At 65.7% G+C, this 13381-nt stretch carries 12 protein-coding genes and 3 pseudogenes; 8 read left to right on the forward strand and 7 right to left on the reverse strand.

Annotated elements, in window-relative coordinates; all coding sequences use genetic code 11:
* Window positions 1-31: 31 nt before the first annotated feature.
* From B9H04_RS15845 to B9H04_RS15875, 7 genes are all read left to right on the forward strand, one after another.
* Window positions 32-868 (forward strand): RAD55 family ATPase, encoded by an 837-nt coding sequence (locus B9H04_RS15845; protein ID WP_049930655.1) that lies wholly within the window; start codon window positions 32-34, stop codon window positions 866-868.
* A 133-nt stretch (window positions 869-1001) separates the two neighbouring features.
* Window positions 1002-2015 carry a hypothetical protein gene (locus B9H04_RS15850; RefSeq protein WP_049930657.1) on the forward strand — a complete coding sequence of 338 codons (1014 nt, stop codon included), beginning with the start codon at window positions 1002-1004 and terminating at the stop codon, window positions 2013-2015.
* Complete coding sequence (locus tag B9H04_RS15855; RefSeq protein ID WP_085682857.1) at window positions 2012-2740, forward strand: hypothetical protein; 729 nt, start codon at window positions 2012-2014, stop codon at window positions 2738-2740. The genes B9H04_RS15850 and B9H04_RS15855 overlap by 4 nt, the downstream gene beginning before the upstream one ends.
* An 87-nt stretch (window positions 2741-2827) precedes the next feature.
* The gene (locus tag B9H04_RS15860; protein WP_394334722.1) at window positions 2828-3925 is read left to right on the forward strand and encodes a putative sulfate/molybdate transporter; all 1098 of its coding nucleotides are present in this window, start codon (window positions 2828-2830) and stop codon (window positions 3923-3925) included.
* Window positions 3926-4389: 464 nt separating this feature from the next.
* A complete protein-coding gene (locus B9H04_RS15865) occupies window positions 4390-4719 on the forward strand; it encodes a transcription factor S (protein WP_049930661.1) in 330 nt (109 codons plus the stop codon).
* A gap of 5 nt (window positions 4720-4724) precedes the next feature.
* Complete coding sequence (locus tag B9H04_RS15870) at window positions 4725-5276, forward strand: cupin domain-containing protein (protein WP_049930698.1); 552 nt, start codon at window positions 4725-4727, stop codon at window positions 5274-5276.
* 187 nt (window positions 5277-5463) lie between these two features.
* On the forward strand, window positions 5464-6708 hold the full coding sequence (locus B9H04_RS15875; protein ID WP_085682858.1) for a glycosyltransferase family 2 protein: 1245 nt from the start codon (window positions 5464-5466) through the stop codon (window positions 6706-6708).
* Window positions 6709-6723: 15 nt separating this feature from the next.
* On the opposite strand, the gene B9H04_RS15880 is transcribed toward B9H04_RS15875, so the two are convergent.
* The 4 genes and pseudogenes from B9H04_RS15880 to B9H04_RS15895 form a co-directional block, all read right to left on the reverse strand.
* On the reverse strand, window positions 6724-7362 hold the full coding sequence (locus B9H04_RS15880; RefSeq protein ID WP_049930665.1) for a CocE/NonD family hydrolase: 639 nt from the start codon (window positions 7360-7362) through the stop codon (window positions 6724-6726).
* Window positions 7363-7390: 28 nt separating this feature from the next.
* Window positions 7391-7789 carry a DUF5778 family protein gene (locus B9H04_RS15885; RefSeq protein ID WP_049930667.1) on the reverse strand — a complete coding sequence of 133 codons (399 nt, stop codon included), beginning with the start codon at window positions 7787-7789 and terminating at the stop codon, window positions 7391-7393.
* A gap of 73 nt (window positions 7790-7862) precedes the next feature.
* Window positions 7863-8300, reverse strand: a pseudogene (locus B9H04_RS15890) (A/G-specific adenine glycosylase); the annotation flags it as partial.
* An 87-nt stretch (window positions 8301-8387) separates the two neighbouring features.
* Window positions 8388-9854 (reverse strand): amidohydrolase family protein, encoded by a 1467-nt coding sequence (locus tag B9H04_RS15895; RefSeq protein WP_049930668.1) that lies wholly within the window; start codon window positions 9852-9854, stop codon window positions 8388-8390.
* Between the two features lie 355 nt (window positions 9855-10209).
* Between B9H04_RS15895 and B9H04_RS15900 the strand changes: the two genes are divergently transcribed.
* Window positions 10210-10440 carry a hypothetical protein gene (locus B9H04_RS15900; protein ID WP_049930670.1) on the forward strand — a complete coding sequence of 77 codons (231 nt, stop codon included), beginning with the start codon at window positions 10210-10212 and terminating at the stop codon, window positions 10438-10440.
* Between the two features lie 327 nt (window positions 10441-10767).
* Here B9H04_RS15900 and B9H04_RS15905 read toward each other — a convergent pair.
* The 3 genes and pseudogenes from B9H04_RS15905 to B9H04_RS15915 all read right to left on the reverse strand — a co-directional run bounded on the left by B9H04_RS15905 (window position 10768) and on the right by B9H04_RS15915 (window position 13229).
* A pseudogene (locus tag B9H04_RS15905) lies at window positions 10768-12048 on the reverse strand (RNA-guided endonuclease InsQ/TnpB family protein).
* Window positions 12049-12247: 199 nt separating this feature from the next.
* Window positions 12248-12700, reverse strand: a pseudogene (locus B9H04_RS15910) (A/G-specific adenine glycosylase); the annotation flags it as partial.
* A 184-nt stretch (window positions 12701-12884) separates the two neighbouring features.
* A complete protein-coding gene (locus B9H04_RS15915; protein ID WP_080508561.1) occupies window positions 12885-13229 on the reverse strand; it encodes a hypothetical protein in 345 nt (114 codons plus the stop codon).
* Window positions 13230-13381 lie beyond the last annotated feature (152 nt).

A 13381-nucleotide genomic window follows, 5' to 3' on the forward strand; every position in this document is an offset into this window, starting at 1 on the left:
CACTAAGCCCCGCGGCGACGGGGCGTAAGCCATGTCCAGTGTTCCGTTCGGGATCGCGCGCCTCGACTCGATTTTCGGGGGCGGCGCACCCGCCGGGAGCGTCGTGCTGCTCGCGGGCGAGGCGGGCGCCGGCGCCCGGGAGTTCGCGTACACGAGCGCCGCGATGAACGCCCTGGCGCGCACCGACGAGGAGCTGTTCGACCTGTACTACGGCGACATCGACGCCGACGCCGCGCTCCCCGACTCGGTCCACTACATCTCCTTCACCGCCGACACCGACGCGATCACCCGGGAGATGGCGTACACGATGGCCGACGAGATCGTCGACACGGCCGTCGACGAGATCGCCTTCCGCGACCTCTCGCCGGAGTACTTCCAGCTGTCGCCGGTGCCGCGCGACTGGTACGAGACGGAGACGGCGTCGATCACGGAGCTCGGCGACCGCGGCGAGTACGAGGACGTCCTCACCGCGTTCGGCGACTACCTCTCGGAACACGGCCGGGGGAGCCTCGTCTGTATCGACTCCGTCACCGACCTCGTCTCGATGGTCTCCGACGACACCGACTGGAGCGACGTGGCGATGGTGATGAAGGGGCTGAAGAAGGCCGCCTACGAGTGGGACGCCCTGGTCCTCGTGTTGGTGAACACCGACGCGCTCCGCGACCGCGAGTTCGGCACCCTGATGGACGCCGCGGGCGGGACACTCCAGTTCTCGTGGGAGAGCGGCGGCTCGCAGCGCGCCCGAACCATGTTCGTCCGCGAGTTCCGCGGCGTCCTCTCGCGGCTGGAGGCCGAGAACATCGTCCGCTTCGAGACGGAGATCCACGAGGGCGGGTTCGACATCAGCGACGTTCGTAAGATCCGGTAGCGGGCGCAGTCCGACCCGACCCTCCGCCCGTCTCCCGATCGAGTGGCGCCCGCCGAGTATCGATCTGGAGAACGCCGCGACAGGTTACTTAAGCCTCGCCGCTCAATGTCACGTAGATGACGGAGGACCCGCGATGAGCGACCTCGACCCGGCGACGGCCGCCCTCGACGCCGCCGCCGAGGACGCCGGCGTGAGCCGCGAGGAGCTCCTCAAGCGCGCGCTCGTCGCGCTCGCGGAGTCCGAGGGGATCGATGTCCCCGACTCCGACGAGGTGGCGGCGATCGAAGCGCGCCTCGACGACCTCGACGAGGAGCTCGACGAGAAGGTCGCGGACCTCCGGGAGCGGTTCGTCGACCTCTACCGCGAGGTGGAGGCGCTCGACTCGGACGAAGCCGCCGAGGACGCGCAATCGTCGGCCCCCGGGCTCGCCGACGCGGACGAGGCCGAATCGCGGGTCGACGACCTCGCCGACGAACTGGAGGAGGTCGCCGCCCGACTCGACCGCCTCGACGCGGCCGCCGCCGACGCGCCGTCCTCGGATCGGGTCGACGACCTCGACGACCGGCTGGACGCCGTCGACGACCGACTGGACGCCGTCGACGCCCGGCTCGATGACCTGAATGCCGTCGGCGACCGCCTCGACGCCTTCGACGAGCGGCTCGGTGGGGCGGAAGACCGCTTCGATGCGGTCGAAGAGCGGGTCGACAGCGTCGACGACCGCCTCGACGGCGTCGAGTCGGACCTCGCGGGGATCTCCGCGGACGACCTGACCGAGATCGACGAGAAGCTCTCGCGGGTCGCGAACGCGGTCGTGAAGCTCAAGCGCCGGCTCGACGCGGCCGAGCGCGACCGCGCCGACCGAGAGCGCGTGGACGCCCTGACGCGGACGGCGAACCGCCACGGCGTGCGGACCGCGGACTGCGGCCACTGCGGCGGCGGCGTGGAACTGGGACTGTTGTCGGCGCCCGAGTGCCCCCACTGCGGCCGCCGGTTCGAGGACTTGGAGCCGAACGCCGGCTTCCTCGGGACCTCGAAGCTCCTCGTCGCGGACAAGCCCGCCATCGACGGCGACGTCGCGGACGGCGACGGGACGGACCGAACGGGAACCGCCGCGAGCGACGGCGGACCCGACGGAGAGTACCGATGAGCGACGACGACCGATCGGACGGCGACCGGCCTGACGGCGCCGACGACCGATCGGACGGCGACGGCGCACCGGAAGGCGACCCCTTCGGCGGCGGACTCTTCGCCGCCGAGCCGACCGGCGAGGCCGACGAAGCGTTCGACGCGCCCGACAGAGACGAGGCCGACGAGGCCTTCGGCGCGCCTGACGGAGACGAGACCGACGATCCCTTCGCGGCGCTCGGCGGCGGGACCGAGGGAAGTGCCGGCCCCGTGACCGGGTCGGACGGCGACGCGACCGGCGGCGCGCCACGCGAGGACCCGGAGCCGCGCGCGCCGGGGGACGACCCGCTCGCCGATCTGGACACCGACGGCACGGCGGCCGACGAGGACCCGTTCGAGTCGATGGGGACCGGCGAAGTCGGCGAGGAGGACGTCTGGGAGGCGCTCGACGAGGAGGCGTCGGTCGGGACCGACGCGACGGCGTTCGACGACCTCGGCGCCGACGGGGAGGTGGGCGGCGCGGCGACGCGCTCGCCGGGCCCGACATCGGACGCCGGGAGGGCCGGCGACGAGCACGTCGTCGACAAGCGGAGCTACTGCCAGCGGTGCCCGCACTTCACGGCGCCGCCCGAGACGGCGTGTGCGCACGAGGGGACCGAGATCGTCGAGTCGGTCGACTTCTCTCAGTTCCGGGTCCGCAACTGCCCGATGATCGACGCGGACGACCCCGCCTTCGACGGCGAGTAACCGGAACCAGTTCCTTCGGGTCGCCTGCGTACTCCCGACCGATTTCTGAACACGTTCAAGCGCGTTCGCCCGGAAGTGGCGCGTCACGTGATAGGATCCCTCTCGAAGTCGGACCACCCCGTCGATTTCGGGTCCGGGGAGGTCACCGGCGCGATAGGGGATTCGATTACGGTGATCCCGCTCGTCGTGGCGCTGGCGCTGTTGACGGACGTCTCGCTGCCGCACGCGCTCGCCGCGTTCGGCGCGTTCCAGATCGTCTGGGGCGTCCGGTACGGGCTACCGATCTCGGTCGAGCCGATGAAGGCGCTGGCCGCGCTCGCGATCGCGGGCGCGCTCACCTACGCCGAACTCGCGCTCGCGGGGGTTATCCTCGGCGCCGTCCTCCTCGCGATCGGCCTCTCGGGGACGCTCGGGTACGTCGAGCGGTGGATCGGCGAGCCGGTCATCCGCGGCGTCCAGTTCGCGGTCGGCCTCGTCCTCTTGGAGACGGGGCTCCGACTCGCGGCCGACGACCCGCTCGTGGCGCTCGTCGGCGTCGCGATCGCCGCCGTGTTCGCGCTCACGGGGCACGGGAAAGCGAGTGCGCTGGCCGTCGCCCTCGTCGGCGTCGCGGCCGCGCTCGTCGTCGCCGGCGTCCCCTCGCCGCGGCTGCCGGGCGCACCGCCGACGCCGGCGTTCGGCGCGGCGCTCACGCGCGCCACCGTTGACGGCGTGGTCGCGCAGCTGGCGATGACGATCGGCAACGCCGCGCTAGCGACCGCGCTCCTCTTCTCCGACCTGCTCGACGCCGACATCACGCCCGACGAGCTGTCGACGAGCATGGGGGTGACGAACCTGATCGCGGTGCCGCTCGGCGGGGTCCCGATGTGTCACGGTTGCGACGGGGTCGCCGGAAAGCACGCGTTCGGCGCGCGCACCGGCGGCGCGAACCTCGTCCTCGGGGGCGGCTACCTCGTCGCCGCGCTCTTCGCCACGCCCGCGCTGATCGCGGCGTTCCCGCTGGCGATGCTCGGCGCGCTGCTGGCCGTCGTCGCCGTCTCCCTCGCGCGCAACGTCACCGACTCGGGGAACCGCGCGCTCTCCGTCGGTATCGGTCTCCGCGCGCTGGCGACGAACCTCGGCGTCGCCTTCCTCGTCGGGATCGCGATCCACCTCGCCTGGGAGCGAGTCCGAGTGAGCGACTAGGCCGCTGAGCGGACGCGCCAGTTATATATGAAACTGCTGCGGCGCGCGCCTGCGAGCGGCCGCCACCGGCGGCCGCGAGCCAGCGCGTGCGAGGGAGTCGGTCGCCGAGCGAAGCGAGGGCGACCGACGAGGGTGGGGAGGCGTGAGGTGCGGCGCGGTGCTGTGTGGGTGGGACTCAAAGGGGCACGCGAGGGCGCCGCAGGTGACGCAAGGACCGCAGGGAGTGAGCGAAGCGAACGACTGAGGACCGAAGCGAACGTGCGGCGCCCTCGCGGCTGGAGCTTTGGAGGTACTCACCGACGACACGACGGTGTTTATTTATAATCGAGCAGCTGGGGTTTTGGGGGTATACGCCGTCGATCACTCGACGACACCGAGACCCCGGGACACGTGCCTCACCCCACGCGGCGTATTCGACCGTACCCCCCGAACCTAAACCGCTCGCCCCCATGCGATACTCGTATATGCAGTTCTGTGACGACTGCGGCTCGATGATGGTCTCTCGCGACGGGGAGATGGTGTGTCAGAACGACGGCTGCGGCGCGACGACCGAACGCGACGAGGCGCTCGCCGCCGAGTTCGAGTCGACCACCGAACAGACCGGCGACGAGGTGATCGAGACGGAGGAGGGCGCGAACTTCGAGGGGAAGCCCACCGCGACCGACGTGGTCTGTGACGAGTGCGGCCACGGCGAGGCGTGGTACACGATCAAACAGACCGGCGCCGCCGACGAGCCGCCGACGCGCTTTTTCAAGTGTAAGGAGTGTGGCCGCCGCTGGCGGGGATACAACTGACCGCGATGCCGCCGGGAGGTCGACGGACTCGGCTCGTCCGCGCGCTCGCCGCCCTTTCGCTCGCCGCGCCCGCGGTCTTCCTCGTCGGCCGCGCCGTCGGCTTCTGGCGCGTCAGGCTCGCGGTCGGGAAGCTACTCGCGCTGCTGCCCGACGACGGCGCCGCCGATCACGTCCGAGTGCTGCCGCCGCCGGCCGACGAGTACGCCGGAACGCTCCAGACGACTCCCGCTGAGACCCGCGAGCAGCTCCCCGAGCAGGGCTTCTCCGAGCTCATCCGGGCCTACTTCCACGCGTACGACCGCGACGGGGAGGCCGTCCACGAGGTCGGTAGCTTCGTCCACCGGCCCGAGGGCCTCACCGGCGACTGGCAGGTCCACGTCCGGCTGTTCCCCGCGCCCGACGGCGCCACCGAGGTGTGGGCGCACTGGGAGCGGAACCCGTACGTGGCCCCGCTGGCGCACCTGCGGATGGAGGGGTACGACCCGGCCCGCGGCCAGCGGATGGCGGCCGAACTGATCGATGACCTGCGGTGCGCGCGCGACGACGGGGCGGCGTGAGCCGGCGCGCACCGGCAGTTCGTGCGTTTCAATAACGCGTCACCAACTAACACACGCCATAGCACTGCGTTCTGGCGATTTATTCGAGTTGGACGGAATTGAGCGCGTAAATTCGGCCGAAACGCGGCCGAATCCCGCTATAGCGTTTGGACGGTTCATAGGGCACGGGGCGGGAGGTGGGGCCACGATGAACACCGAACGCATCGCACTGATCGCGGTGACGCTGGCGCTCGTCGTCGGCGGCCTCGCGACGCTGTTCGCACCGACCGTCGTCGCCGGCCCGGGCGGCGCTCCCGGGCAGGCGGCGGTCACCACCGCCGTCGCCGACGGCGGACTCGGGTCGCTGTTCGGGCTCGCGCTCTGGGGCGTGACGCTCCTCTTCGGCGCGACCGCGCTCGTCTGGTTCGTGTTCGCGGCGGTCGTGGGTGCGGGCCACGAGACGCCGCCGAACGAGTACGGCCTCGACGAGATCCAAGTCCGCATCATGACCGTCGACGCCGCCGAGGTCGTTCAGGAGACCGTCGACTCCCTGCCGGAGGGGCTCGCCGACGTTCACGTGATCGCGGAGTCGCCCGTCGACGTGACCGGCGCGACGGTCCACGCCGTCCCGGAGGCGTGCACGTGCGACGCGGTCCGGAAGGGCCGCGCGCAGGAGTGGGCACGGCAGTCGCTCGACTGCGGGAAGGCGTTCGTCCTCTACCTCGACGAGGACAGCGTTGTCGAGGCGCTCGACGGGCTCCCGGACGCTGACATCGTTCAGCTCCGCGAGAAGCCCCGGCTCACGGGGTCGAACCTCAGCTACTTGGCGGACATGTACCGGATGGGCGTCCAGATCGAACAGCGCGCGTTCGCGCGCCTCTCGATTCCCCTGTTCGCGTGGGGCGGCGGCATCGCGGTCCGCAGCGAGGTGGAGGACGAAACCACGTGGGACCGTGAGACGCTCGTCGAGGACACCGCGTTCGTCTGGGCGGCCTTCCGCGAGCTCGACGTGACGTTCGCGCTCTCGGACGCGGTCTGCCGCAACGAGGCGCCGCCCTCGCTGTACGAGATCCTCCAGCAGCGCCGCCGCTGGGCGGCCGGGAACGTCCGGGCGTCGACGATGCTCCCCCTGCGCTACGAGCTGTTGACTAGGGTCCGCAACTACGCGTGGGCGCTCTCGCCGATCGTCACCCTGCTCGTCGTCCCGTTGTCGCTTCTGGGCGTGACCATCGCGCACAGCGGGCTGTTCTTCGCCGCGTCGATGGGGCTGGCGCTCTGTACGCTGGGCTGGTTCCTGCTCGGCGTCCGGTACTACGGCGACGACCACCGCCGCTGGGCGCTCGCGGTGCCGCTGGCGCCGCTCATCACCGTCGTCCACTCGATGGGGACGGTCGCTGGGATCGTCAACCCGCCGGAGACGTTCCGGGTGACGACGAAGGTCGGCAGCGAGTAACCGCTCCGAGCGCGGCTACGACCCGTCGCGAAGCCGCGGCCCGAGGAACGCCGCGACCGCCTCGCCGACCTTTCCGCTCCGCCCGACGAAGAAGTGATCGGACTCGAACGCGACCGTCTCGACGCCCAGTTCCGTCGCACGTTCGACCACCGGCTCCCAGTCCGCCGTCGAGTCCCGCGTCGCGTACAGGACGCGGACCGGGACGCCCCGGTCGACTATCTCTCCGAGCGCGTCGACCGCGTCGGTGTCGGGGTTCAGGCGGGCGGTCGGCGCGAGCGCGCAGACGCCCGTCAGCTCGGGCCGCGACGCGGCCGCGACGAGCGCGACCGTGCCGCCGAACGAGAAGCCGAACAGCCCGACGCGGTCGTAGCGCTCGCGCGCCCAGCCGACCGCCCGGTCCGCGTCGGTGGTCTCGCCGTACCCCTCGTCCCAGTCGCCGTAGTCGAAGCGGAGGCAGTCGACGCCGCGGTCGGTCACGGCGTCGGAGACGGCCACCAGCCGCTCGTCGCCTCGGTGGCCGCGCTGCTGGGGATGCGGCGGGCAAGCGACGACGACCGCATCCGCGGACGGCGCGTCGGCCGAGGCGTCGCTCGCGGCCGTATCAAGAGTCGCGCGCACGTCGCGACCGCCGGGGATCAGGACGGTGTCGCTCATCGGGATCGGGCGGTCGGGTCGACGCCCGTCAGGGCACCTGCGTCACGCGATCGACGCCGTCGAGCTCGACGAGGTCGCCCGCGAGCGCCTCCTGATCGACGGTCGCCTCGTAGTAGAACACGATGTCGAACGTGCCGTCGCGGAGGAGCTGCTGGCACTCCCAGACGAACGCCTCGTCGTCGAGCGTCAGTCCTTGGAACTGGTTCGACGAGAAGTCCGTGTCGTCGTTGCCGGCCTCGATGTACGTCTCGCCTTTGCCCGCGTGCTCGGCGATGACCTCGTTGGCGGCGACCGTCAGCTCGTGCATCTCTAGGTCCTCCTCACCCTCGAGATTCGTGTGGACGATACAGCCCACCAGCTCGATGTCGCCGGGCTCTAAGAGGGCCTTCGCGCGGGTGTACAGGTCCGAATCGACGGTCTCGCTCATGTCTCTCCCTTCCGGCTCCCGTAATAAACGGGTGACGGTTCGCAGGGCGGGTCGGGGCCGGCCGCGACGCGTCTCAGCGACGGAGCGACACGACGACGGCGCCCCCGTCGGCTTGGACCAGCGCGTCGTCCGCGAGGTCGTCGACGAGCCCGCGGAACCACTCACAGCCGTGTTCGCCGCCCGGCGCGTAGTCCACCCGAATCCGGTTGCCGAGCGCGTCCGGCGCCATCTCGTCGTGCTCGCCGAGCAGGCGCACGATCCGACCGCGGAACTGCCGGCGGTTCCCCTCGAAGCCGGGCTGTTCGGGCGCGGTGAAGTCCCAGGTCCGGGAGGCGTGACAGCACTCGCGACACGAGCAGCCGGCCTCGTCGCAGCGGGGCTTCTTGCCCTAGGCGACGCCGCCGAACTCCATGATCGCGTTGTTCCGCACCCGGGACTCGCCCGCGGGCATGGGCCGGGAGGCGACCCGCTCGAACGCGTCGTCGTCGTCCGAGACGTCGAACGCGCGGTGATTGCGGCAATTTATTACACATAAAATAGCTCAAATATCGGTAGCAACTGAGAGTGGCTGTTGCCGAACATTCCCCGAATGTCCGTATCAGAGTGGCAATCTATCTCTGAGCGACTGGAACGCGAGTCGTCCGAGCAACTGGCTGGGGCCGCGCTTTGGCAGGTCGCGGGCGACGTTCATCGTACTCGGTGGCTCACTCTCACCGATGCCTAGCTCCCACTCCGTCTCCGACTCGAAACGGTCTACCGCGGCCTCGACGCGGTCGCGCACCGCATCAGTTTCCATGGTCTTCACGTCACCGGCTTTCATCAGTACGTCGCCGTCCACGATAACCGTCTCCACATCAGCCGGCGCTGCGTTGTTAGTCACCTGCGCCGGGATGTTGGTCAGCGGGGTGAATTTCGGCTTCTCGACGTCCAGCAGAATGACGTCGGCGCGCTTGCCGGGTTCGAGGCTCCCGATCTCGTCGCCGACCCCGAGTGCCTCTGCTCCTTCGATGGTGAGCATTCGTACGAGCTCCATCGAGTCGTACTGGCCGGTCGAGCGCTTGAGGTTTGCTGCGAGCCGGGCTTGCCTCGCCTCGCCGAACAGACTGTAGGAGTCGTGCCAGTAGTGGTCGTCGATACCCAGGCCGACATCAACGCCCGCGGCGCGGAGTTCCGGCACCGGCGTCCACTGTACGTCGCCGCCCGTGTTCCAGTAACAGAAAATCGACGGGCAGTGTGCGACCGACGCGTCTGCTTCGGCAGTCCGTTGGATGTCTTCGTCGTCGGCGAGCCGGAAGTGCGCGGCTACAAGTCGGTCGTCCAAGAGGCCAACGTCATCGAGAAGGGCGAGCGAATCCTCGGCGCCATTCGACCGCGCCATCGTGTTGCTCGCCTCCAGTTCGAGCAGGTGCGTGTGGACGAGCAGGTCGGGATACTCGTCAGCGAGTTCGGCGGTGTGTTCCCACAGTTCGCGGGTACATGACCAGTCGTCGTGGGGGTTGATCGTCGCCCGGATGCGGCCGTCGTACGCGCCGTGGTACTCATCGATGAACTCGCGGGCCCGGTCGAACTGCTCTTCGACGGAAACGTCCCAGAAGAGGTCGGAGAGCGCCATCCCGAAGAATCCGCGCAGGCCCGCCTCGCCGAACGTTTCTGCGCCCCCGCCGGGACGGACGTCCATCGAGTTGACGGTCGTGACCCCACCACTGAGGAAGTTCAGTGCGGCGAGTTCGTACCCCGCCCGGGCGAAGTAGTCGTACTCGCCCTCGGCGATGTGGCCGAATATGGCGGTCATCCCACTCATCATTTCCATGAGGTCGAGGTCGCTGAACGCGCCAAGCAGCGGCGTCAGTTCGAGATGGGTGTGCGCGTTGACGAGACCTGGCATCACGAGTTTGCCTTCGCCGTCGATGACCAAGTCGGCCGCTAACTCCGCGTCATCGTCCCGAGATGACCGCACGTCGGTGATCCGGCCATCCTCGATGAGCACCGTTCCTCGCTCGTAGAGTCGATTTCGCTCGTCCACCGTGAGAACGAACGCATCGTGAATCACACAGTCAGCCGTCATTTCCTCCCACCCGTCAGCGTCGTGTGTAGCTGTAATTATTAGTATCTATTTCCCTCAATTGGCTCTGTTGAAATCCTTAGAGGTTGATATGTTTTTGCGGTCGTGCTGAATATAGAGGTTAGATTCAGCAATCGATTGGTCGCGTCGCAAAGTCCTCTAGAGTTTGCCGCTGAGCGTCTCGACAGCACTTCGTAGAACTGAAAATACTGCGTTAGAATGGCGTGCACCAAGTGTACGTGATTTGAGAGCGTTAGAGATAGCAGCCCGAGTAGTCTACGCAACCACCACTCGAAACTCTAGACCGCTTTGCGACGCGAGAAAAAAACTTGTTACAGTGACTTTTTGAGTGATAGATATGAGTCTCCTCAAAGAACTCGTAGCAGGCCTAAAAGGGTGGGCTATTATGGAGCTGAGTGGGTGGCTGGTCGTGCTCATTGCGGCGGTCGTTTTCGTCGTGACCCTGATCGCTGGCAGTGCGTTGTTCGGTGACGCGGCCGGATTGGCTATTGGAATCAGCTCCGCACTGCTCGTCGCGTTTGTTGTTGGACCACGTCTTCGAAACCGGTTCCGAGACGGTCAACAGTAGTGTGTGCGGCAGTCGACACACAGAAGACAATCCACCGGTGCAACACATCCCGACGATTAAAACTCGAAGTCAGCACGCCAGTCCAGTTGATTGGTCGTGTCGTTTGGCTACGTACATTCTGTGGAGAGAGGATCGACTGAGAAGCTGTCGTGACCGACTTGCGCCCTCTATTCAGCACGCCGTTTATATCAGATTTAGAGGATTTCAACAGAGCCCCTCCATTGAGAGCGCGGGTACGCTCCGCGGGTTCTCCCTTCTTGACATCCTCCCCGCGCTGAAGCGCGAGGATTCCCACGGTACCGCACCGCTGGGCTGGGATATTGTGGTTTACGACGTTACCTGTTCTTGAGGTGCGAACGCACCAGTTTCCTTGTCAAACAAGAACGTCGATGGCTGTGTCAACCAGCCGTTACTCCTATCCACCGAGAGATTCGGTGAACTCGGAGATACTTTCTGCCGAATGTTCTCAGCACCGTTCACATCCGCATTGGCCACTGTACCGCACTCATCGCAGACGTACAGTCCGCGTTCAACACGGTTCGCGTCATACTTCCGGCCACAGCACGAGCACGACTTCGAGGTATCCCGCTCAGACACTTGCTCAACCGTGATGCCTTCCATCTCGGCTTTGTATTCGAGGAGATCGGTGAACCGGTCAAACGCCCATGAGTGTAGGTCAAGATTGCCGTGTTTCCCCCAGTCCTTTGACTCGCCGTTCTCCTCATCCTCACGGATGCCAGAGAGATCTCCCACCACGATAGTTCCAACTTCCTCGTCAACACACCGCTGGACGATATGCTTCGAGAGGGTGTGGAAGTAGTGGGTCCGACGGGCCGACTTCTTCTAGTTCAGCCGCGTGGCTTGCGCAGAATGCGAATCGTCACACCGGGTGATCCGCTTACTGAAGTAGTAGTCGTCCTGTTTCAAGCAGTTCAGCGGGTACAACTCGCTGTGACCGTCTTCATACGCGAGCGCGGCGAAGTTGTTGATACCGAGGTCAACACCGACCGTCTTCTCACCGGGGGCTTCAGCCACGTCCATTTCGACCTTACAGACGAAGTGTAGTTCCCACTCGTCGCCGGTCCACACAATCTTGACTTGTTGGACGTTCTCCACGGCGGAGAGGTCAATATTGGGGGGAGTCTGGTACGTACACAGGACGAAGTCCGACCAGTTCTCCTTCAGGTTCGATCCTTTTGAGAGTCGAACACGGTCGTACTGAGTGTCGAGTTTGAAGCCTTTCTGCTTGAATGTGACCGTGGAACGCGGGTGTTCGTCGCCGTGTTTGCGGTAGCCGGGCGGGTTCGCTCGTGTATCTCCGTTTTGTCGTTTACCGTACCAACCGTTGAACGCTTCAGCGAGTTCTTGAAGGACTCGCTGACTTGACTGCGAATGCAGGTCACCATAGCATTCGTGGGTTTTGAGGTACGCGGTGAGTTCGGTGTGGTTCGGGATGTGACCGATTTCGTCCCAAATCCGGTTACACGTCCACCGTCCGACGTTCCAGAGCTTACTGGCTGCGAACCCGAGCGAACCAAGATCGTCTCGTACCCGCGACTGGTTCCGTATGGAAGCAGTATAGGTACGGATAACGACCTGTTTCGCTATACGTAACCTATGTAGACCAACTTGCTTGAAGCTATGTATTTGCTCAGCGTGGAATATCCAGCCGTGCCATCGACCGGTGAACTGTGACGGGTAGTGTCGGATTTATCCCCGCGCTAAAGCGCGAGGCTTTCTCCTCGATTCTCCGTATCAAGAGCACTATCACTGCCGGGTAGATCTGTGAGCAGAGTACGAACGGGTGTTACCCTCGGAGCCGGACGCTCGTCTCATCCCCGGAGTCTTCGACCTCGACTAATCCGTCATCTGCCAAATCCGAAAGGAGCCCTCGAAGCCACTCGCGTCCGTGTTCGCCATCTGGCGAGTAATCGACGCGAATACGATGTCCGAGGGTATCGAGGCTTATCACGTCGCGCTCGCCGAGGAGCCGGACGATCCGACCGCGGAACTGCCGCCGGCTCCCCTCGAAGCTGGGCTGTTCGGGCACGTCGGGCGCGGTGAAATCGCCAGTCTGGTAGGCGTGGCACCACTCGCGCCACGGGCACCCCGCCTCGTCGCAGCTGGGGCTCTTCCCGCAGGCAACGCCGCCCAGTTCCATGACCGCGTTGTTCCACACCCGCGACTCGCCCGCCGGCATGAGCGCGGACGCGACCCGCTCGAACGCGTCGTCGTCGTCCGAGACGTCGAATGCCCGATAATTGCGGAAATGTATAATAGATCACAGCGGCTTTGTTGAAATCCTATTCTTCAGACATTTTCTCGCCTGAAACAGCCGGTCGATAAGACCTGCGTATTGAGCGTCGAATTTTCTTCCAGCTCAAAGAGGTGTCCCGATAGTCATGTGAGATACAACGCGCTTATCGGCCAGAGCAGAGTTTGTTTTAGACTATCTCTTCAAGGACTGACTCACCACTACCATCCTGTGACTCCCATTCCCACTGGTCTTCGATGCGCACGCGACCGTCATCAAGCAGTTCGACGGTGCCCACGGAGTGACCACTCGCCGTTTCATTATCCGTGTTGATTTGCGAATACCTGATGTCCCATTCATTTCCGTCAAACGTTCCGACGAGATGGCCATCGACGATATTTCCACCTGTATAGTGTGCGTAAATCCGTTCGCCCTCCTGCTCAAATTCGAAGTGAGTATCTCCACTCACTTCCCCATCATCGGTGTTTGCAACACCAACAAGTGTCCGACCATCGAGTGAGATATCTTCGGTCATCGCTCTTCAGTAGACTGGCGGAACTAGGAGCATTAGTGCCTCTGGCCCGGCAAAAACGGGTATGTATGAAGACCGTCCTGCCTTCGGCCAGAGGCTATCAGAACTTGCGGAACTTGGGGTAATAGAATTTCGGGCCGAGCCGCTCGACGCCA

Origin of the sequence: Halorubrum ezzemoulense DSM 17463, assembly GCF_002114285.1 — an archaeon.
GTDB lineage: Archaea > Halobacteriota > Halobacteria > Halobacteriales > Haloferacaceae > Halorubrum > Halorubrum ezzemoulense.